The following is a 19,584-nucleotide window of genomic DNA, read 5'->3' on the forward strand; positions in this document are numbered from 1 at the left end:
CCATCAAGCACAAACAGGCATTCTCATCAGGGCTAGATGACATAGTCCTGGCCATGGCTGGCCTTGAGTGCCTGCATGGCCGCATGGGTGGACAGATGCACCTGTCCGGACAGTTCGTCGAGAAAACCGCTCTGCTTGAGCTGATCCATCACCGGCCCCTTCACCACCGCAAAATGCAGCCTCACCCCCTGCTCCAGCAATACCCGGTTCAGCTCACGCAAACCTTGCAGCGCCGAGACATCGATGGCATTGACGGCCGACAGCACCAGCAGTAGCTCTCGTGTCCTGGGTCGCTGTCCCAGCATGGTCACCAGGCCGGCCCGCACGAAGCGGATATTGGCAAAGTACAGGCTTTCATCTATCCGCACCGCCAGTATCTCGGGCTCGGTTTCGACTTCGTAGCGCAGCACATTGCGGTAATGCTCGGTGCCGGCCACCCGCCCCAACACAGCCAGATGGGGTTGGCTGGTGCGCCAGATAAACAGCGCCAGCGACAAGCCGACGCCCAGCAGGATGGCATCGACCACCCCCAGCACCAGCACACCCAGCAAGGTCGCCAGATAGACCAAGGCATCGCGCCTGTCGTAACGCCATGCCAGCCTGAAGATGGACAGATCGATCATCTGCGAGACTGCGACCACGATAGTGGCCGACAACACGGCCAGCGGCATGCTGGCGAACAGATCGGTAAACACCAGCAGGATCAGGGCTATCCAGGCTGCTGTCAGCACCCCCGCCAACTGGGTACGGGCGCCTGCCAGCTCATTGGCGGCAGAGCGGCCAAAGCTGGCAGACACAGGAAAGCCCCCGGTCAGGCCAGCCGCCGTATTGGCAGCACCCAGCGCAAGCAGCTCCCTGTCCGGGTCCACGCTTTCGCGGCGCTTGAGTGCAAGGGACTGGGCAATCGAATAGCTATCGACAAAACCGACCAGAGCAATGGCCAGTATGGCCGGCACGATGGCGCCTGCGCTGGCGATATCCATGGCGGGCCACGCCAATGGCGGTAAACCGGCCGGCAACACACCCACAGAGCGCACAGGCAAAGCCAGCAGGCTACTGACGACGGCACCGGCCACAACCACCACGATGGGGAAAGCCTTGCCCCATAGATCGGCTGCCTGTGCACTCAGACCCAGTTTCTGCAGGCAAGGCTTGATCCAGCGCCGGCCGGCCAGCAGCAAGACCAGCGCCGCCGCGGACAGCATCAGTGCTGGCAGATTGGTCTGCGGCAATGCCCGTACCAGTTCGGTGGCAATCTGCCAGGCGGTAGCGCCATGGGCGCTGATGCCCAGCAGTTGCGGCAGCTGGCTCAGTACGATCAACAGCGCCGAGCCACTGACAAACCCCCCCACTACCGAGTGCGACAGAAAATTGGCGATAAAGCCGAAACGCAGCCAGGCCAGGCCCATGCGCAAGACACCGGACAGCAGTGCAACCATGCCCGCCAGCGCCATCCAGGTGGCACTGCCCGGTGCAGCCATACCTGCCAACGCCGTAGCGGTCATCAGCGAGGGCAAGGCAGCAGGCCCGACCGATAGAGTGGCGCTGGAACCCAGCAAGGCATACACCACCACCGGGACGATACTGGCGTACAAGCCCGCCTGGGGTGGCAAGCCGGCCAACAGGGCGTAGGCCAGCCCCTGCGGAATCAACAGCACCAACAATGTCAGGCTGGCCAGCAGATCGTGAGGGAGATCGCCACGCCGATAATGTCTAAGCCAATCAGGCATGGCTGCACTCAGGAGCGAGGTGGTGGCAGCAAGCTGTATAAGCCCATACCGGCCAGCATGGCGAGTACAAATGGCACGAAGGCTATCTCACCGGTCGCCAGGCCCAGTAGTGCCGGGCCAGGGCAAATACCTGCCAGCCCCCAGCCCAGACCAAACAAGGCAGCCCCCAGCAGCAGGCGGACATCCGGCTTGCCTGGCTTGGGTAGTTGCATGGGCAGGCCCAGCAGGCTGCGTTGGCGATGCCCTGCCCACGCCAGCAATCCCGTCGCGGCACAAATCCCGCCAACCATCACCAGGGCCAGGCTGGGGTCCCAAAGCCCGGCGATATCCAGAAAGCCAGATACCTTGGCTGGATTCGCCATCCCGGCCAGCAATAAGCCCAAGCCAAACAACAGCCCCAAGAAGCCCGCGGTCAGTGACGATTTCATCTTAAGCTCCCAATACATGACGCATGATGTACACAGTCACCACAGCAACCAGCATGAAGGTCATGGTGGCTATCAGCGAGCGCAGGGTTCCTCGCGCCAGGCCGCAGACACCGTGGCCGCTGGTGCATCCCGACCCCAGGCGTGTACCGAACCCCACCAGCAGGCCGGCAAGCACCAAGGTGACAGGGCCTGCTGCCACCTGGATATCAGGCAGGCGCCAGCCCAATTGCCATACCAGCGGGGCCACCAGCAGACCCACTATAAAGCTCAGGCGCCAGGCCCGGTCGCCCTGACCACCTCGGTTCAACAGCCCACCCACGATACCGGAGACGCCCATGATACGTCCCAGCAGCAGCGCAAAACCGCCCGCAGCCAGGCCTATCAGCACGCCCCCAGACAATGACGCCAGCGGTGTGAAGTGCAAGGTATCAAGCTGCATGCGTAGTCTCCTTCTGATTTGGCGGACAGTACAGTTCGTACATCAATCCCAGCACCCGGCTGACTTCGTCACTGGCCAGGCTGTAGTAGATAAATTTTCCTTCACGGCGGGTGCTGACCAGCTGCTCGTTACGGAGCACACCCAGTTGCTGGCTCAAGGTAGGCTGGCGTATACCGGTCATGGATTCGAGTTCAGACACGGTTTTCTCCCCATCCACCAATTGGCAGAGCAGCAGCAAGCGATCTTCATTGGCCAGCGCCTTGAGCAGCGCGGCGGCCTGGCCTGCCGCGCCACGCAAGCCTTCCAGCTGTTCTGGTGTCATTGTTTCAACCTCTCATGACAGACTTGATAGTTGACACATTATACGTTTTTACATTATGTTTTCAAGCATATTGATTAGGAGCATACCCATGCATCCCGCCAACGCCCAGATTCAAGCCTTCCATGAGCCTGTCACCGGCACCATCAGCTACGTGGTGTATGACCATCACGGCGGCCATGCGGCCATCATCGACCCCGTACTGGACTACGACCCCAAGGCTGGCCGTACCAGCACCCGCAATGCCGATCAACTGATTGCATTTCTGCACGCGCAGCAACTGACGCTGGAGTGGATACTGGAAACCCATGCCCACGCCGACCATCTGTCAGCGGCGGCCTATCTGAAACAGCGTTGTGGCGGCACCGTGGCCATCGGTGAGCATATACGGCAGGTGCAGGCCATTTTTTCCGGCATCTTCCATTTCGAGTCCAGCTTCAAGGCCGATGGCAGTCAATTCGACCGCCTGTTCCGTGACGGCGAAACCTTCCAGATTGGAACACTGTCCGCCCAGGCCCTGTTTGTACCGGGCCATACGCCGGCAGATATGGCTTATCTGGTCGGTGATGCCGTTTTCGTGGGCGACACCCTGTTCATGCCGGACTTGGGTACCGCAAGGTGTGACTTTCCGGGCGGCAATGCCGCCACGCTGTATCAATCCGCACAGCGATTGCTATCCCTGCCCAACAGCACCCGCCTGTTCATGTGCCACGACTATCCGCCTGCATCGCGCAAAGTGCAGTGGGAAACCACCGTGGCCGAGCAGCGCGCCGCCAATATCCATATCCGGCAAGGCATCAGCCAGGATGAATTCGTCGCCTTGCGCGAAGCCCGTGACCGCACGCTGGACATGCCCAATCTGCTGCTGCCATCGGTACAGATCAATATCCGGGCGGGCGAGATGCCCCCCTTAGAAGATGACGGCCACCGTTATTTGCGCATTCCCTTGAACCGGCTCTGACCAAGTTCAAAACAGGCGACAATATATCTTAGCCCCAAGCCCTTTCTGTGGCATGACGGACCAGTACAAGTGCTATACCGACTCAGAGCCTGTTCACGACCATTTCAATACTGGTGAATAATCGTGGCTATGCCCTTAGCCCTTGCCTAAAGGATCGTTATGCCAGCAGCACTCAGCTTCCGCACCAAGATACTGATCGTGGCCCTGCTCTGCGCCACACTTGCACTGGCTGCCGTTGTAACGGCGGTATCAATGCAAACCCGCTCGCTGTCGCGCCAGCAAGCTTACGACAGTGCCCGCTCCCTGGCGGAATACTATGCTGGCTATGCCAGTGCCGTCTTTGGTGCGCCAGCCAATACAGCGCGCGATATGGCCGGGGTATTCGCCGGTTTCAAGAAGCATGGCCCGCCTGACCGCAAAGTGATGGACGGCATGCTGGAGGCCACTTTTCAGCGGCAGGAGAAGCTCTACGACCTCTGGGTAATATTCGAGCCCAATGCCCTCGATGGGCGCGATGCTGAGTTCACGAAAAACAAGCTCTACTACGCCAGCGGTGCCTATACTCCCTGGCTGCTGCGTCCAGACGCCAAGCAACCTAGCACCACCAAATTCTTCGAGTACGACCATGCCGAGAAGGAGATGACGCCGGAGGAACAGAAAAAGTGGGACATGGACTACTTCGGCCAGCCCTATTACATCGAACCCAAGAACACCAAGCGTGATACCGCCGTAGAGCCCTACCTGGATACTGACACCAATGTACTGATGATGTCTTACGTGGCACCTGTGCTTGCTGATGGCCAATTTATTGGTGTCATTGGCTCTGACGTACCCATGCGTGACCTGCAAGCCACCTTGAATGCCCAGAAGCCGTATGAAACCGGCTTTCTTAGTCTGATCAGCCATGCCGGCGTGTATGCCAGCCACCCCGATGCCAGCCGCATCAACAAGCCCTTCGACCCACAGGAAATTCCCAAGGATGCCTTTGAGGCCGCACGCGCCGGCAAAGCCATCGTGGTAGAACAGGACGAATATGCTCGTTTCCTGGTACCTGTCGCCATCGGCAGCAGCGCCACGCAGTGGGTGCTGGCAGTCAATATCCCGATTGCCCGTATCATGGCCCCAACCAACCAAATGCTGATGGTCAATATCGTCATCGGTGCCGTGGCATTGGTGTTGCTGGCCATCGTGCTGGGTATCGCCATCGGCAAAGTAGCCCAACCGCTGGCACGCCTGCGCGATGCCATGCGTGAACTGGCGGGCGGCGAAGCCGATCTGACCCGGCGCTTGCAGGTAGCCAGCCAAGACGAGATCGGCCAGACCTCGCAAGCCTTCAACCGCTTTATAGACAGCCTTGCAGACATCGTAAGGGCAGTAAAAGACAACGCCGTCGATCTCAATGGCCGTATCAATGAGCTGGCAGGGCATACCCGACATATATCAGACAGCTCGGCGCAGCAATCGTCGGCTGCGGCTTCGTCGGCCGCATCGCTGGAAGAGATGTCCACCAGCATCAGCCTGATCGCCCAGAATGCCAGCGATGCTGGCAAGACCAGCGAACAGGCTGAACGCGATGCATTGAATGCGGTGGAAGAGGTAAAACAGACCGCCGCCGAGATTAGCAAGGTGGACCAGGCGGTCAGACAGCAGGCCTCGACCATGGCGCAACTGGCGCAACGCGCCCAGGCCGTGAGCAGTGTGGTCGCCACCATACGCGAGGTAGCCGATCAGACTAATCTGCTGGCACTCAATGCCGCCATTGAGGCCGCCCGCGCAGGCGAACAGGGGCGCGGGTTTGCCGTGGTAGCTGACGAGGTACGCAAACTGGCAGAGCGCACCGCCGCCGCTACGCTGGAGATCAGCCAGACCATCAGCAGCATCCAGCAGGAGACTGACATGGCCGTCAGCGGCATAGGCACGACACTCGGCCAGGTCGAAGCAGGAGTGACACGCTCGCGCAGCGCAGCCGAGCAAATAGCCGGTATCGCAGATACGACACGCATCACCGCCATGGGTATGCGCGACATCGCCGTTGCCACCCGCGAGCAATCCGAAGCCTCTAACCTGATGGCCAACAATGTGGAGCAGATCACCTCGGCCATTGCCCAGAATGATGTCGCCCTCCAGCAAGCCTCCAATACCAGCCAGCAGATTGCCAGCCTGGCAGCAGAGCTGGAATCACTGGTACAGCGTTTCCGTACCTGAAAACAGCAAGGCCGCCCTTTTGGGCGGCCTGTCTGTGCTTTTACCTGTGCCTGCGGCAAGTGACTGTAACTATGGTCAGCGCATAGGGGTCTATTCGCTACCTACCCTAGCGCCAGCGTATCCACGCATGCCAGAAGACCGGTGGGCGGCTGGCCCAGTCGTTCATGCGCTCCTGCTTGCGCACCTCATCCAGTTGGGTCTGCTGCATATAGTCCAGCACCGGATCAGGCAATCCCTGCTTGCTCAGGCGGACGATATCGCTGGCTGTCAACTGATAGCTGGAGCGGCTCTCCCGCATCATGGCGATGATGGCATCGGCGCTAACGCCCTCACGGCTCAGCTTGAGTGCCTCATCCACCGAAACCTGCGGCGGTAGCGTGGCGCAGGCCGAGAGCAACAAGGCACCCGCCAGCCAAACATAAGTCAGACGACGCATGATGTATCTCCCAGTACAGAACACTATCCAGACGAACAGGCCGCCCACGGCCTATCCTCGTCCTAACGTCTGCGTTATAGACCATGCACAAGCCGGAAAGTGCCATCAGCCCTTGAGGGCCAACGCCAGGTGGATCAAACGGGTAGCCAGTTGATCCACCTGCCCGCGTTGCCGCTCGTTGACCAGGCTGCCATCCTCTGCAAACGCCTCATGCGCGCGGCTGACAGCCAGCGTTTGCGGCAGCGTGGTTACACCCAGGGTGTGCAGGATGTCGCGCAGGTGGTTCAGCCCACGCAGGCCACCCAGCGCCCCTGGCGAAGCCGCCGTCAGCAAGGCGGCCTTGCCTTGCAGCGTGGCACCGCCATCGATGCGCGATAGCCAGTCCAGTGTGTTCTTCATCAGGGCCGAAATCGACGCATTGTTCTCCGGCGAAGCCAGTGCCAAGCCATCGTGTTGCGCCAGCAGCGCGTTCAATCGCCTGGCGGCTTCGGGGGGACCGTTATCCGCCTCCCAGTCGCCGTGATACAGCGGCATTTCATAGTCGGCCAGATCAATCAAGGTAGCCTCGCCACCTGCCGCAAGAATCGATGCCGACAGAACAGCAGCCAGTCGCTTGTTTAGTGAGGCCCGCCGGGCGCTGCCGGCAAAAACCAGTATGCGTGCACTCATCACCTTCTCCTTTGCCGCCGTCATTGCGCCTGGGTCATGATCTCGAAGCGGCCAGACAGCGTCTTGTGTACCGGACACTTGCCGGCTATCTCGGTCAGCCGGGCACGCTCCTGCTCGGTCAGGTCGCCTATGAACTGCAACTGTCGCTCCATCTGGTAAACACCGCCCTCTTCCTTGTGGCGGATAGTCACCACCACGTCCTTCAGTGCCATACCCTTGCGCTCAGCGTACATACGCACGGTAATGGCAGTACATGCGGCCAGAGCCGCATCCAGCAGTTGATGTGGGTCGGGTGCTGTCACCTCACCCTGTGCGCCGTCCGCATCGGCCAGCCAGTGGGCCTGGTCTGCTACCAACTGTGTCAGATAATGGCCTTGCTCGGCCTTGCTTGCTACGACGGTCATCTTTTTCTCTCCTGAACTTTGTTTCTACTATCCAGCCTACACCCGGGCCGGCAATACCCGCAGCTTCCATGCCATCCCAGGCGCGAGCATGGCGTTTCCTTAGCGTCAGCTCAAGCCGCCATGTCAAACACCAGCACTTCAGCACCCCGCCCCTGCGCCAAGGTAACAAAGGGTTCGCCTTGCAGCAGCAAAGCATCGCCAGCCTCAAGCGCTTGCCCGTTAACCTGCAGGCTACCCCGCGCCAGGTGCACATAGGCCAGGCGGCCAGGGGCGATGGTCAACGCCCCCTGCTCCTCGGCATCGAACAAGCCCGCATAAAGCCGCGCATCCTGATGCACGGACACCGAACCTTCAGCCGCATCCGGGCTGGCGATCAGGCACAGCCGACCTCGCTTCTGGGCCGCATCAAAATGCTTCTCCTCGTAGCCTGGTGCAATACCGGTCGCACTGGGCATGATCCATATCTGCAGAAAATGCACACTGTAATCCACCGAGCCGTTGTACTCGGAGTGCATGACCCCCTTGCCGGCACTCATGCGCTGTACATCACCCGGCCGAATGACCGAGCCGTTGCCCATGCTGTCCCGGTGCTCCAGGCCCCCCTCCAGCACATAGCTGATGATTTCCATATCACGATGGCCATGGGTACCGAATCCCGCTCCAGGCGCCACCCTGTCCTCGTTGATGACGCGCAAGGGGCCAAAACCCATGTGTTTGGGATCGTAGTACTCGGCGAAGGAAAAGCTATGGAAGGACTTCAGCCAGCCGTGGTCGGCATAACCCCGGTCTGCACTGCGACGTAGCGTAAGCATGACAACTCCTTGCAAAAGTCTGAATGAACGATTGCCATGCTATGCCTTGAACTAGCTTGCTGATAGCGGAATGATCTGAGTAGTTTAATCAAAAAAACAGAATGAGCTTGCGTGGCATGCGAAAGAACCCGCGGGTTCAGGCCACGCTGCCATGACGCAAATCCGCCAGGCTCACAGCAAAATCGATGCGCAGGCTAGGATAGCCAAGGATACAGCAGATAGAGTAGGCCGGCTGCCGGCAGCGCCGCCAGTGCGTCGTCGAGCATGACGCCGAAGCCGCCTTTGATGCGTGCATCAAACCAGCTGATAGGCCAGGGCTTGCTGATATCAAACAGGCGGAACAACAGGAACGCGGCGCTCCAGCCCAGGACAGTCTGCGGCACCATGGCCAGCAAGGGTAGCATCGCCACGATTTCATCCCAGACGATGCCGCCGTGATCCGACACGCCTAGCGCCTGCCCAGTCTTGCCGCAAGCCCAGATACCCAGCACAAACAAGGGGATAGCCAGCAGGGCGATATGCCATGGTGACAGCAGCTGGGCCAGCAGCAGATACAGCGGGATCGCAGCCAGCGACCCAAATGTCCCCGGCGCTTTGGGAGCAAGACCGCTGCCAAAGCCCAAGGCGAGAAAGTGCGCCGGGTGGGACAGCAGCAGCTTGATATCGGGTTGGCGCAGTGCAGGCATAAGTCAGGCGAAATGGTTGAAGCCGGTATAAGGCAGCCTAACAGGCTGATCGTTGGCGTCCAGCACCGTCACGCCCTGCCCTGCCTTCAGTTGGCCGATATGGCTCAAGCGCAGCGCCAGCCCCGTTGCCAGTTGCTCAATCTGTGCCCGCACCGTGGGTGCGGCCGTAAAGCACAGCTCGTAATCGTCGCCACCAGCCAGCAGGCAGCGATCCAACGTAGGCAGGGCCATGGCCTCGTCGCTCAGCGGTGGCAGCGGCAAAGACATCAGCCGCAGTTCCGCCGCCAACTGCGAGCGGGCTGCAATATGCCCGAGATCGGCCAATAGGCCATCGGACACATCAATGGCAGCACGGGCGAGCCCCGCCAGGGCCAAGCCCAGCGCCACCCTAGGCTGCGGCTTGTCCAACCGCTCTGCACAGTAGGCAAGGTCGCTCGCCTCCAGCTGGAGCCGGCCATAGCGCTGCGCCACCGCCATGGCGGCCGCGCCGGTACAACCTGATAGCCAGATATCGTCACCTGCCTGGCCCGCATCGCGCCGCAGCGCCAAGCCGGGCGCGACTTCGCCCATGATCTGGATAGAGATGGTCAAGGGGCCGGCCGTGGTATCACCACCGATCAAGGCCACATCGTGCTCGTCGGCCAGGGCAAACATGCCGCGTGAAAACGCCGCCAGCCAGTCCGGGTTGGCTTGTGGCAGGCTCAGGCACAGCGTAAACCAACGCGGCCTGGCGCCCATGGCCGCCATATCCGACAGATTGACGGCCAGACACTTCCAGCCCAGCGCCTCAGCATCGCAGCCAGCAAAGAAATGGCGTCCCTCCACCAGCGTATCGGCGGAGACTGCCAGCTGCATGCCCGGTGTCGGCGCGATCAGTGCGGCATCGTCCCCCACGCCCAGTACGGTATTGCCGACAGGCCGGGTAAAGTAACGCTGTATCAGATCAAATTCATCGAGCGGCATGGCGGGGCGTCAGTCCACCCGGCGCAGGCTGCGGCCGGGCTCGCTCAACTCGTGCAACAGGTCGTAGAGATAACCCGCAAGCTGCGCTTCCGTCAGCTCAGGCGGAATCACCAAATCAGGCAGTGCCAGCAAGGTGCCGACACCTGGGCGATAGGCCACCCACTCCGTACCGACACGGCGTATTTCCAGCTTGTATCTGCCAAAGATATCGAAGCGCATGGCCAAGCACTACCCGTATCAGCGACGGCGGTTACGGCCAGCCTCAACCTCAGCAGTGCGCACTTCAGCGGCCAACTTGTCCAGGACGCCGTTGACAAAGCGATGACCGTCGGTACCGCCAAAGGTCTTGGCTATCTCGATCGCCTCATTGATCACCACCGCGTAGGGGGTTTCCGGCTTGTGGATCAACTCGAATGCGGCCACCAGCAGCACGGCACGCTCCACCGGGCTGACATCGATTTCATCACGGTCCAGATGTGGTGCCAGGGCCGTCTTCAGTGCCTCGGCATCGCGCAGGGCGTTGTAAAACAGCTCGCGGAACAAGGTCTCGTCAGCCCGGACAAAACTGGTGCTGCTATCGCGCAGGAAACGCTCGATATTGGCCACACCGTCGCCAGTAAGCTGCCACTGGTACAGCCCCTGTACGGCAAACTCACGCGAGCGGCGGCGGGAGGATTTCTGCGGGGTCTTCTTGGCTTCTTGGGGTTGTTCAGCTTGGCTCATGGTGTGTCCTGTTCTAAAGAGCAGGCGCGGCTTGCAAGCCGCGCTCTTGGGGGGTTCTTGACGGCTGGGGGCTTGCCCGCAACCGGCTTGGTACTTACTGCCTACCCACTACATATCAGGCAGCGGGTGGCAGCAAAGCCTTTACATCTTGAAACGCTCGCGCAACGCTGCCTGCAGGCGGGCCATCTCCACGGCTACCTTGGCCGCATCGCTACCCTTTTCCTGCATGCGCACCAGTGCCTGGTCGTCGTTCTCGGTGGTCAGGATGGCATTGGCGATGGGGATGCCAAAGTCCAGGCCTACCTGGGTCACACCCGAGCCCGATTCGTTGGAGACCAGCTCAAAATGATAGGTCTCGCCACGAATGATGGCACCCAGGGCGATCAGGGCATCGAAACGGCCAGACTTGGCCATGGTCTGCAGTACCAGTGGCACTTCCAGCGCACCCGGCACAGTGGTCAGCAGCACGTCGGCATCCTGCACGCCCAGGCGCTTGAGCTCGTCGCGACAGGCCAACAACAGGCCGCCACACACATCGTTATTGAAACGGGCGGTGACGATGCCGATGCGCAAGCCCTTGCCGTCAAAGTTGGATTCGATTTCCGGTATGGATTCAAAACGGGCCATATCATGCTTTCAATTCAGTATGTTGTCGCAACAAGGCTGCCAGTGCCGGTCTATCCAGCTCGCTGACAGCAATACGTACTATCCAGTCCACCAGATCCACCTGGCTGAAGCAGAGCCGCCAACCGTTCTGCACCAGAAAGGTGGTCATGGTGGCGGCAGCGGTGCGCTTGTTGCCATCCAGAAAGGGATGGTTCTTCGCCAGCGAATGCGCGTAGGCTGCCGCGGCCTCAAACAGGTCGCTGGTGTACTCATGGGTCTGCTGTGCCTGGCCCAGCGCCGAGCGCATCAGTTCAATATCCCTGATGCCCTGCATGCCGCCAAAGGCGCGTATCTGATCCTCGTGCATCAATAGCACCAGCGACTCAGGCAGAAAACGCACCGCCATCAAAGGTCGGCCAGTTTCTGGAAGGCCGGGCGATACTGCTCCAGTACCTCCTGATAGGCACGCCAGCCTTCGGAAAAGGCCTCATCTACCGGCGTCAGCAGCAAGCGTCCATTCTCGCTGGTGATCTCGAACTTTTGCCCCTCCGCCAGATGCAGGCTGCTGACCAGCTCGGCCGGTATGGTAGTGACAAAGCTGGAACCAACCTTGCGCAGCGAGACCTGGCTCATGGCGTACTCCGTATTTCGTATATACAGCCGTATATCTTAGCACCAAGCCGCCATGGCGGTCAAAAAGCCTTAGAAATCAAGGCTCGACAAAGCCCGTCACTTCCAAACCAAAGCCAGCCATGCTGGGCATCTTGCGGGCGGGCGACAGCAGGCGCATCTTGCCCACCCCCAGGGACTTGAGCATCTGGGCGCCTACGCCATACGTGCGCAGATCCCATTTGGTGGGGTTGTTGAGCTTCAATTCCGGCAAGGCACGGGCCAGCAGATCCTCACCGCTTTCCTCGCGATGCAGTAGTACCGCCACCCCACGGCCCGCCTCGCTGATCGCGGCCAGGCTTTGATAGATGCCCCAGCTGTGGCGGGTCTGGCCAGCGTCCATCCAGTCCATCACGCTCAGTGGCTCGTGCACCCGTACCAGCACTTCATCGCTGGCCGTAAAAACGCCCTTGACCAATGCCAGGTGGGTGCTGGTGCAACCCTGCTCCCGGAATGCCACCAGCTTGAACTCACCTGCCGGTGTCTGCACCATGCGCTCACCAGCGCGCTCCACCAGCGATTCGGTACGGCTACGATACTGGATCAGATCAGCAATGGTGCCGATCTTGAGCCCATGCTGGGCAGCAAAGGGCAGCAGCTCGGGCAGGCGTGCCATGGTGCCGTCGTCATTCATGACTTCGCAGATCACCGATGCCGGCAGGCAGCCTGCCATGCGCGCCAGATCGCAACCTGCCTCGGTATGGCCCGCACGCGCCAGCACCCCGCCCTCGCGCGCCATCAGCGGAAAAATATGGCCAGGCTGGACGATATCGGACGGCCTGGCATCGCGTGCCACGGCAGCCCGCACCGTCCGTGCACGGTCGGCGGCAGAGATGCCGGTACTCACCCCTTCGGCGGCCTCAATGCTGAGCGTGAAATTGGTGCCATGCGAGGCGCCATTCTTGGTCACCATCAAGGGCAGCTCCAGCTGCCGACAGCGCTGCTCGGTCAGAGTCAGACAGATCAAGCCACGCGCGTGCTTGGCCATGAAATTGATGGCCTCCGGTGTGACATGCTCGGCTGCCATGACGAGATCGCCCTCATTCTCGCGGTCCTCGTCATCCATCAGGATGATCATGCGGCCGGCAGCCAGCTCGGCAATCAGGTCGGGTATGGGAGAAATAGCAATGGACATGTAACGGGTACTTTCAGAATTCAAAGGGAGCGGGTGAGCAGGCGGCTCAGCCCTTGCGCTTCTTCAGCGCTTCAAACGGATCGGCTTCTGGCAGCATGCGCTCAAGGTAGCGTGCGATCAGGTCTATCTCCAGATTGACCTTGTCACCGGCCTTCAGGTGCTTGAGCGAGGTGACTGCCACTGTATGGGGTATCAGGTTGACCGAGAAGATGCAGCGGTCATTGACGTCCTTGACCTGATTGGTGGTCAACGACACGCCATTGATGACCACCGAGCCCTTGATGGCAATGAATTTGGCCAGGGACTTGTCCGCCTGCACCACCAGTTGCCAGCTCTCGCCCACCTCGACGAACTTGAGTACCTCCCCCAGGCCATCCACATGGCCGGACACCAGGTGCCCGCCCAGGCGATCGCCCAGCCGCAGCGCCTTCTCCAGATTTACCTCGCGGCCCGGGTCTTCCAACCCTACCGTGCAGCGTAGCGATTCGGCCGAGATATCGTACTTGAAGCTGTGCTCCGTCTTGGCAATCACCGTCATGCAGCCGCCGTTGACCGCGATGCTGTCGCCTATGGCCACGTCACGCAGGTCCAGGTGTTCGCTGACCACCATCACACGCAGGCCTTCGCCTTCCAGTGGTTGTACGGTGGCGATCTTGCCGGTGGCTTCAATGATGCCAGTGAACATGGCTATCCTTTCTCGATTGGGGGGCGCCGACGCATGCGTCATGCCGGTTTTTGGCAGGCATGCAGCCGCAGTGGCCAGCTCACACGCCTGGGCGCATCCCCCCAGAGCGGCGCAAGCTGCTTGCGCAACGCCGGCAGGGGGTCATGCTGTTTATCTTCTTTATAGCGCTGGGTAGCCGACCAGGTGCCCAGATATCCGATCAGTGCATCCAAGGTCCACATCAATGCCATATCCAGTTTAGGTACAGGCAGCCGGGGGTAAGGCATGGCCAAGCTGGCATAGCCCTGCTCAAGCCAACGCCGTTCGGGTGGCCAATATGCCCCGACCACATGGTGATAGTAGTCGGCCACGAAGGCATCGATGGCAGGCTCGGTGGCGAACACCTCGTAACACCATATAGCCAGCACACCACCGGGCTTGAGCACGCGATCAGCCTCGGCCATGAAAGCGTCCAGATCAAACCAGTGCAGCGCCTGCGCCACCGTGATCAAGTCCGCAGTGCCGGCAGTCAGCGAACTGCGCTCGGCTGCCTCCTGCCGGTAGATGATATGGGGGTGGGATGGTGCATTTGCAAGCTGCCCGGCCGAGGGTTCGGTCGCAACAACCTGCTGGAAGTGTTCCGCCAGGGCCAGCGCCGCCTGTCCATTGCCGGTGGCGACATCCCAGGCCAGCCCGGCAGTGGGTGCCACCTGGGCCAGCCAGGCAAACAGGCTGGCCGGATAACAGGGCCGGAACTGCGCGTAGGCGGCAGACTGGGTCGAGAAGTGATCCTGGAAGCTCATGGCAGGGTTGCCGACTCCAGCAGGCTGATGCGACGGGCATCACAGTCTATCTCGACCATCGCGCCATAGGGCAGCACGCACATGGGGTCGGTATGGCCAAAGTCCATATGGGTCACCACAGCCAGCTCGGTCAATCCTTCTTCATCCAGCACCTGCAACAGGGCATCGTCGTATTCGACAAAGCGGCTGGGCGCCAGCTTGCCACCCGGTCGCCCCAGCAGTATGCCCTGCAGCCCCTGCAACGCGCCCTGCTCAGCCAGATTGCGCAGGAAGTAACGCAGCATGCTGGGGGCTGGCGCATCTTCAGAAGTTTCCAGGAACAGGATGGCCCCCTGCCACTGTGCCAGTGAGGGCCAGCAGCGACTGCCGCGCAGCATGTCCAGCACATCCAGGCAACCGCCCAGCAGATGTCCCCGCACCACCCCTTGCCCACGCAGGTAGCGCCACGGCAAGGGGGCGTTGAGCGGGCGCTGCCGGGTCAGGCTGGCCACATCAGACCAGTCATACTGTTCTACCACCCAGCCGTCCGGGTTGGGGCGTATCTCCCCCGCCGGGCCGTCTTCAAACAACAGGCGTTGCACCGACAGACGCAGGTATTCATGCAACCCCCCGTTCTCCGCAAAACCGGACATGATGCTGGGCCCGTAAAAGCTGCCCAGACCCGCCTTGTAGCAGGCCAGATGGCTGACCGTACTGTCGGAGTAGCCCATATACACCTTGGGGTGCTTGCGTATCACCTCGAAATCCAGATGCCGCAACAGCCGTATCGAATCTTCACCACCGATGGCAGAGATGATGCCGGCGACAGAAGGATCGGCAAAAGCCTGCATCAGATCCTCGGCCCGTGCCTGGGGGTTGCGCGCCAGCCAGTCGGCCGGCTTCAGCGTATGCGGCATCTCCACCACTTCCAGGCCAAATGCCGCAGCCAGTTGCTGCTTACCCTGCCGGTAACGCTCAGGGCAGGCTGCCGGCCCGCCCCAGGACGATGTCACGACCGCAATGCGATCGCCACGACGTAATTTGCGTGGGCGTATTATCGGGCTATTGCTCAAACCGTTGTTCCTTGCGGCTGCGTCACAAAGGGCAGCACCACGCTCAGCAGTCGGGCCACATAGCTATCCTTCTCGCCTACCGGCGCCACATAGTGCAGCGCCTCCTTTGCTGCAGCCTCGCCAGCCAGCCGCAGCATCACCCAACTGGCCAGGTACTGCGAGGCCAGGCAGCCCCCGGCAGTCGCCAGATTGCCTTCGGCATGGAAAGGCGCGTCCACCACGTGGGCACCCGCCTCCTGCACCCAGGGCTTGGTAATCAAATCCGTACAGGCCGGCAAGCTGCCCAAGAGGCCCAGGCGAGCCATCAACAAGGTGCCGGAGCACTGGGCACCGATCAGTTGCCGAGCGGGGTCCAGCTTCAATCGTGCCAAGGTGGCCGCATCGGCAACGACCTCACGGGTCTTGATGCCACTACCGAACAGAACCACCTCGGCGTCGTTGGCAAACTCCAGCGGCTGCTGGCTGCTGATGCCAACGCCATTCATGGAGGTCAGTTGCGGCGCCGATCCGGCGATCTCCGCCTGCCAACCCAGCCCGCGCAGGCGATTCAGCATGCCCAGCGCAATAAATGAATCCAGCTCGTTGAAACCGTCAAACGTAACAATGGCTATCCGCATGCAGCACTCTCCTCAATCAAAGCGCAGGGTGTAGCGCATATCTGCCCCCACCTGACGGCTATCCACCAGCCTTGGCGCCAGTTTGTCGGCCAGCCGTGCCAGACTGAAATCCGCCATATGGGCAGCGGCACTCCCTAGCAGGACAGGCGCCTGGTACAGCACCAGCTCATCCACCAGGCCGCTTTGCAGCCAGGCGCCATTCAAGCGCCCACCCGATTCCACCGTCACCTCATTCATACCGCGCTGCCCCAGCAAGGCCAGCGTAGCGGCCAGATCAACCCGCCCTGCACCATCCGGCAGGGCCACCACCTCGGCCCCGGCCTCCCGCAAGGCATCAGCATGCTTGGACGGCGCATCTGCAGTAATCACCAGCGTCTTGCCCGGCGCCGTCAGCATGCGTGCACTGACCGGCAGCTGGGCACGGCTGTCGAGCACGACGCGTAGCGGCTGCCGGCCGCCCCAGACAAGCCCATCCAGCTCACGCACCGTCAGCAGGGGGTCGTCCTTCAGCACCGTACCGCTACCCGTCAACATGGCGCAGGAGCGGGCACGCAGTCTCTGCACATCGGCCCTGGCCGCCGGCCCGGTAATCCATTGCGATTCGCCGTTGGCCAGCGCTGTCTTGCCATCCAGGCTGGCTGCCAGTTTTAGCCGCAACCAAGGCCGATGCCGCTCGATACGGGACAGAAAACCCTTCAGCGACTCACGTGCTTCCGTCGCCATCAGGCCGACCTCGGCCGCAACGCCCGCTTCTCGCAACATGGCCAAGCCCTTGCCCGCTACCAAGGTATGCGGATCGACCAGGGCAGCCACCACCCTGACAACGCCCGCCTCGATCAAACCCTTGGCGCAGGGTGGCGTACGGCCGTAATGGGCACAGGGCTCCAGGGTGACATAGGCCGTGGCGCCCGCCGGGGTCTCGCCCCTGGCGACCGCATCACGCAAGGCCATGACCTCGGCGTGCGGGCCACCAGCAATCTGGGTATGGCCCTGGCCGATAAGCCTGCCATCACGCACCAGCACGCAACCCACGCTGGGGTTGGGCGTGGTGATGCACCGCCCACCCTCCGCCATCCGCAAGGCCTGCGCCATAAAACCATGGTCAGCTGCACTGAAACTCATGCCTGCCTGGCCTCGATCAACTCCGCCAGCTGGGGAGAGATGCGGCGCCGCCAGCGGCTACCCAGCGCAGCGCCATGCTTGTTCCACCATACCCCAGCAAACACGATAGCCAGGCCGATCAGGCTCAAGGTAAAGGCAAACAGCAGGCTATCCTCGAAGACATCGTACGCCAGATAGCCCAGATAACCCGCCACCCCCAGCCCGCCGAAAACGGCAAAGGCACGGCGTGACAGGACTGCACCGACAAAGATCAAGCCCAGATTTATGCCGCAATAGATGAGCTTGCCGAACTGGCTGCCCGAATCCATGGCTGACAGCGCCCCCCAGAAGGCCAGCAACCCGAACAGATAGAGCCAGAACGCATAGTCCTGCTTCAACATCCGGGTACGCAGGTCTATCACCAGTGCCAAGACCAGCATCAGCAAGCCAAATCCCAGTGAGACAAACTTGCGCAGATCCCACACCGAAGCGAAATAGCTACTGTAGTCGTCTGAATTGGCCAAGCCCATAGCGATCCAGGCCGCCACGTCCATGCTCATATACCAGAGTGTGACGGCCACGGGCATGGTCATGAACGGCAGCCTGTAGCGCCACAGCATGACGGCAGCGGCCACCAGCGTGGCCAGCTCCATGATCAGCCAGCGCCAATCTATCCAGACATGGAAATCGCTGTATTGGCCCCCATCGTCCCAGTGGCCCATGGCAGCCTCCACGCCGTAAACCGCCAGGGGCACCAGCACAATGGTCAGCGTCAGCAGAATGCCAGCGGGGATGCGCAGCTGCTTGGACTCCAGAAACCAGACACCCAGGCGCCAGGCCAGAAAACCATAGGCAACTGCGAAAACCGTCAGAGAAACCGGTCCCCAGGTGGCGTAGCCCACAGTCATGAACAGGCTCATGGCCGCTATGGCGATTGCCCCGCCCAGGTAATACAGCACATGGGCAAACCGGAACTGCGCGTGATCATCCGGATTGGCTTGAGTGAGGAACTGCCACAAGGCATCTGCCTGGCCCGCCTGTAGTACTCCCTGTGTCTCGGCATGCGTCAGATCTTGGCGGCTTAACTTCATTTCTTGCTCACCTCTCGTATCAAGTCGCGGAAGTCATCCACATCCTGAAAGCTGCGGTACACCGAGGCGAAGCGGATATATGCCACCTTGTCCAGCTTGGCCAGTTCTGCCATCACCATCTCGCCTATACGCCGCGACTCAACTTCGCGCTCGCCCAGCGACAGCACTTTCTGGTCTATCCGGGCAATGGCTTCATCCACCAGTTGGGTAGGCACCGGCCGCTTATGCAAGGCACGGTGAAAGCTCACCCTTACCTTGTCGCTGTCGTAGTCGGCACGGCTGCCATTGGCCTTCACCACTTGCGGCGGCCTGACCTCGGCCGTCTCGAAAGTGGTAAAGCGCTTGTCGCACCCGGCACATTTGCGCCGTCGCCTGATGCTATCGCCTTCTTCCGAAAGGCGGGTATCGACCACCTGAGTATCGGCCGAACCACAGAACGGGCATTTCATCTCGCTGCTCCGCTACTTGGATAGCACGCATTCTAACCGTGGCGCGGCCTGCAGCGGGCTAAAACCGGTCAACAGGCAGCTGGGCGCGGTCAGCGCGGAAATACGTCTGTCATGTCGATTTCGATCAGATGTAACAAACGCCATCTATGCTGCAACGCACAAATCACCTCGCAAAGCTAACCATGCCGTACTCACCGCGCCATCAGAAACCGTCTACCTTATTTGCCGAACCGCTGCTGACCATCGCTGTCACCGTGCTGTTTACCTACGCACTGGTATCCGACCCTCTGCCCGCAGCCCCTACCCAGCCAGATTCGCCGGTGCTGGCCCAAGCAGGCACTCGCCATGCTGGCTGAGCCGCTGATTGCAGCGCCACCGCGGCAGCCAGGCCTGCGCATTCGACTGATAGACGTGCTAGGCCTGCTATTGCTTGCCCTGCTGGCCATGGCCTGGCGTTGCGCCATCGTGGACGATTGAAAGTCATTGATGGGTATAAAGGGCTGCGCGGGCGCCAGGTAAAGCCCCGCACTGCGGCTTTCCCGAATGCCGAAACCGCCAATGGCTAGGCTTGTCGCAGCGCAGCATGATGAATGGGTTCGCAACAGGATGGCTGTTCCGGGAC

At 61.0% G+C, this 19,584-nt stretch carries 27 protein-coding genes; 4 read left to right on the plus strand and 23 right to left on the minus strand.

Going from position 1 to position 19,584, the window contains the following annotated elements:
- Positions 1 to 32 precede the first annotated feature (32 nt).
- Genes QQK16_RS09875 through QQK16_RS09890 form a run of 4 tightly spaced genes read right to left on the minus strand, consistent with a single transcriptional unit; the run spans position 33 to position 2,919 of the window.
- The gene (locus QQK16_RS09875) at positions 33 to 1,730 is read right to left on the minus strand and encodes a SulP family inorganic anion transporter (protein WP_284196291.1); all 1,698 of its coding nucleotides are present in this window, start codon (positions 1,728 to 1,730) and stop codon (positions 33 to 35) included.
- Between the two features lie 8 nt (positions 1,731 to 1,738).
- Positions 1,739 to 2,158, minus strand: coding sequence for a DUF6691 family protein (locus QQK16_RS09880; RefSeq protein ID WP_284196292.1), 420 nt, complete (start codon positions 2,156 to 2,158; stop codon positions 1,739 to 1,741).
- Between the two features lies 1 nt (position 2,159).
- A complete protein-coding gene (locus QQK16_RS09885; RefSeq protein ID WP_284196293.1) occupies positions 2,160 to 2,597 on the minus strand; it encodes a YeeE/YedE family protein in 438 nt (145 codons plus the stop codon).
- On the minus strand, positions 2,587 to 2,919 hold the full coding sequence (locus QQK16_RS09890) for an ArsR/SmtB family transcription factor (RefSeq protein ID WP_284196294.1): 333 nt from the start codon (positions 2,917 to 2,919) through the stop codon (positions 2,587 to 2,589). Before QQK16_RS09890 ends, QQK16_RS09885 begins: the two co-directional genes overlap by 11 nt.
- 88 nt (positions 2,920 to 3,007) lie before the next feature.
- On the opposite strand from QQK16_RS09890, the gene QQK16_RS09895 reads away from it, so the two are divergent.
- Together QQK16_RS09895 and QQK16_RS09900 are read left to right on the plus strand one after the other, a co-directional pair.
- On the plus strand, positions 3,008 to 3,877 hold the full coding sequence (locus QQK16_RS09895) for an MBL fold metallo-hydrolase (protein WP_284196295.1): 870 nt from the start codon (positions 3,008 to 3,010) through the stop codon (positions 3,875 to 3,877).
- A gap of 159 nt (positions 3,878 to 4,036) precedes the next feature.
- Complete coding sequence (locus QQK16_RS09900) at positions 4,037 to 6,082, plus strand: methyl-accepting chemotaxis protein (protein ID WP_284196296.1); 2,046 nt, start codon at positions 4,037 to 4,039, stop codon at positions 6,080 to 6,082.
- Between the two features lie 106 nt (positions 6,083 to 6,188).
- Here QQK16_RS09900 and QQK16_RS09905 read toward each other — a convergent pair whose 3' ends face one another.
- The 19 genes from QQK16_RS09905 to nrdR form a co-directional block, all read right to left on the minus strand.
- Complete coding sequence (locus QQK16_RS09905; RefSeq protein ID WP_284196297.1) at positions 6,189 to 6,518, minus strand: hypothetical protein; 330 nt, start codon at positions 6,516 to 6,518, stop codon at positions 6,189 to 6,191.
- 105 nt (positions 6,519 to 6,623) lie between these two features.
- Complete coding sequence (locus QQK16_RS09910) at positions 6,624 to 7,187, minus strand: NADPH-dependent FMN reductase (protein ID WP_284196298.1); 564 nt, start codon at positions 7,185 to 7,187, stop codon at positions 6,624 to 6,626.
- Between the two features lie 20 nt (positions 7,188 to 7,207).
- A complete protein-coding gene (locus QQK16_RS09915; protein ID WP_284196299.1) occupies positions 7,208 to 7,591 on the minus strand; it encodes an OsmC family protein in 384 nt (127 codons plus the stop codon).
- Between the two features lie 110 nt (positions 7,592 to 7,701).
- Positions 7,702 to 8,403, minus strand: a complete 702-nt coding sequence (locus QQK16_RS09920; RefSeq protein ID WP_284196300.1) for a pirin family protein — start codon at positions 8,401 to 8,403, stop codon at positions 7,702 to 7,704.
- 194 nt (positions 8,404 to 8,597) lie between these two features.
- The gene (locus QQK16_RS09925) at positions 8,598 to 9,089 is read right to left on the minus strand and encodes a phosphatidylglycerophosphatase A family protein (protein ID WP_284196301.1); all 492 of its coding nucleotides are present in this window, start codon (positions 9,087 to 9,089) and stop codon (positions 8,598 to 8,600) included.
- A gap of 3 nt (positions 9,090 to 9,092) precedes the next feature.
- Entirely contained in the window at positions 9,093 to 10,052 is a 960-nt protein-coding gene (thiL, locus tag QQK16_RS09930) for a thiamine-phosphate kinase (RefSeq protein WP_284196302.1), read from the minus strand.
- Between the two features lie 9 nt (positions 10,053 to 10,061).
- A complete protein-coding gene (locus QQK16_RS09935) occupies positions 10,062 to 10,271 on the minus strand; it encodes a DUF7661 family protein (RefSeq protein WP_284196303.1) in 210 nt (69 codons plus the stop codon).
- A gap of 18 nt (positions 10,272 to 10,289) precedes the next feature.
- A complete protein-coding gene (gene nusB, locus QQK16_RS09940) occupies positions 10,290 to 10,775 on the minus strand; it encodes a transcription antitermination factor NusB (RefSeq protein ID WP_284196304.1) in 486 nt (161 codons plus the stop codon).
- A gap of 141 nt (positions 10,776 to 10,916) precedes the next feature.
- The gene (gene ribH / locus QQK16_RS09945; RefSeq protein WP_284196305.1) at positions 10,917 to 11,402 is read right to left on the minus strand and encodes a 6,7-dimethyl-8-ribityllumazine synthase; all 486 of its coding nucleotides are present in this window, start codon (positions 11,400 to 11,402) and stop codon (positions 10,917 to 10,919) included.
- 1 nt (position 11,403) lies between these two features.
- Positions 11,404 to 11,787 carry a type II toxin-antitoxin system death-on-curing family toxin gene (locus tag QQK16_RS09950; protein ID WP_284196306.1) on the minus strand — a complete coding sequence of 128 codons (384 nt, stop codon included), beginning with the start codon at positions 11,785 to 11,787 and terminating at the stop codon, positions 11,404 to 11,406.
- Entirely contained in the window at positions 11,787 to 12,014 is a 228-nt protein-coding gene (locus tag QQK16_RS09955) for an AbrB/MazE/SpoVT family DNA-binding domain-containing protein (RefSeq protein ID WP_284196307.1), read from the minus strand. The genes QQK16_RS09950 and QQK16_RS09955 overlap by 1 nt, the downstream gene beginning before the upstream one ends.
- A 76-nt stretch (positions 12,015 to 12,090) precedes the next feature.
- Positions 12,091 to 13,185, minus strand: coding sequence for a bifunctional 3,4-dihydroxy-2-butanone-4-phosphate synthase/GTP cyclohydrolase II (gene ribBA / locus QQK16_RS09960; RefSeq protein ID WP_308447006.1), 1,095 nt, complete (start codon positions 13,183 to 13,185; stop codon positions 12,091 to 12,093).
- Between the two features lie 46 nt (positions 13,186 to 13,231).
- Positions 13,232 to 13,870, minus strand: a complete 639-nt coding sequence (locus QQK16_RS09965) for a riboflavin synthase (protein ID WP_284196308.1) — start codon at positions 13,868 to 13,870, stop codon at positions 13,232 to 13,234.
- Between the two features lie 38 nt (positions 13,871 to 13,908).
- A complete protein-coding gene (locus tag QQK16_RS09970; RefSeq protein ID WP_284196309.1) occupies positions 13,909 to 14,652 on the minus strand; it encodes a class I SAM-dependent methyltransferase in 744 nt (247 codons plus the stop codon).
- Entirely contained in the window at positions 14,649 to 15,644 is a 996-nt protein-coding gene (locus QQK16_RS09975) for a S66 family peptidase (protein WP_284196310.1), read from the minus strand. The genes QQK16_RS09970 and QQK16_RS09975 overlap by 4 nt, the downstream gene beginning before the upstream one ends.
- A gap of 56 nt (positions 15,645 to 15,700) precedes the next feature.
- A complete protein-coding gene (locus QQK16_RS09980) occupies positions 15,701 to 16,321 on the minus strand; it encodes a DJ-1/PfpI family protein (RefSeq protein WP_284196311.1) in 621 nt (206 codons plus the stop codon).
- A gap of 12 nt (positions 16,322 to 16,333) precedes the next feature.
- Entirely contained in the window at positions 16,334 to 17,443 is a 1,110-nt protein-coding gene (gene ribD, locus QQK16_RS09985; protein WP_284196312.1) for a bifunctional diaminohydroxyphosphoribosylaminopyrimidine deaminase/5-amino-6-(5-phosphoribosylamino)uracil reductase RibD, read from the minus strand.
- Positions 17,440 to 18,513: a DUF2157 domain-containing protein gene (locus tag QQK16_RS09990; protein WP_284196313.1), complete on the minus strand. Its 1,074-nt coding sequence runs from the start codon at positions 18,511 to 18,513 to the stop codon at positions 17,440 to 17,442. The genes ribD and QQK16_RS09990 overlap by 4 nt, the downstream gene beginning before the upstream one ends.
- Positions 18,510 to 18,962, minus strand: a complete 453-nt coding sequence (gene nrdR, locus QQK16_RS09995; RefSeq protein ID WP_284196314.1) for a transcriptional regulator NrdR — start codon at positions 18,960 to 18,962, stop codon at positions 18,510 to 18,512. Before nrdR ends, QQK16_RS09990 begins: the two co-directional genes overlap by 4 nt.
- 182 nt (positions 18,963 to 19,144) lie before the next feature.
- Here nrdR and QQK16_RS10000 point away from each other — a divergent pair, with 182 nt between their 5' ends.
- Both QQK16_RS10000 and QQK16_RS10005 read left to right on the plus strand, forming a co-directional pair.
- Positions 19,145 to 19,318: a hypothetical protein gene (locus tag QQK16_RS10000; protein ID WP_284196315.1), complete on the plus strand. Its 174-nt coding sequence runs from the start codon at positions 19,145 to 19,147 to the stop codon at positions 19,316 to 19,318.
- Positions 19,308 to 19,439, plus strand: a complete 132-nt coding sequence (locus QQK16_RS10005; RefSeq protein ID WP_284196316.1) for a hypothetical protein — start codon at positions 19,308 to 19,310, stop codon at positions 19,437 to 19,439. Before QQK16_RS10000 ends, QQK16_RS10005 begins: the two co-directional genes overlap by 11 nt.
- Positions 19,440 to 19,584 lie beyond the last annotated feature (145 nt).

The organism is Chitinimonas prasina (assembly GCF_030160395.1).
Lineage (GTDB): Bacteria > Pseudomonadota > Gammaproteobacteria > Burkholderiales > Chitinimonadaceae > Chitinimonas > Chitinimonas prasina.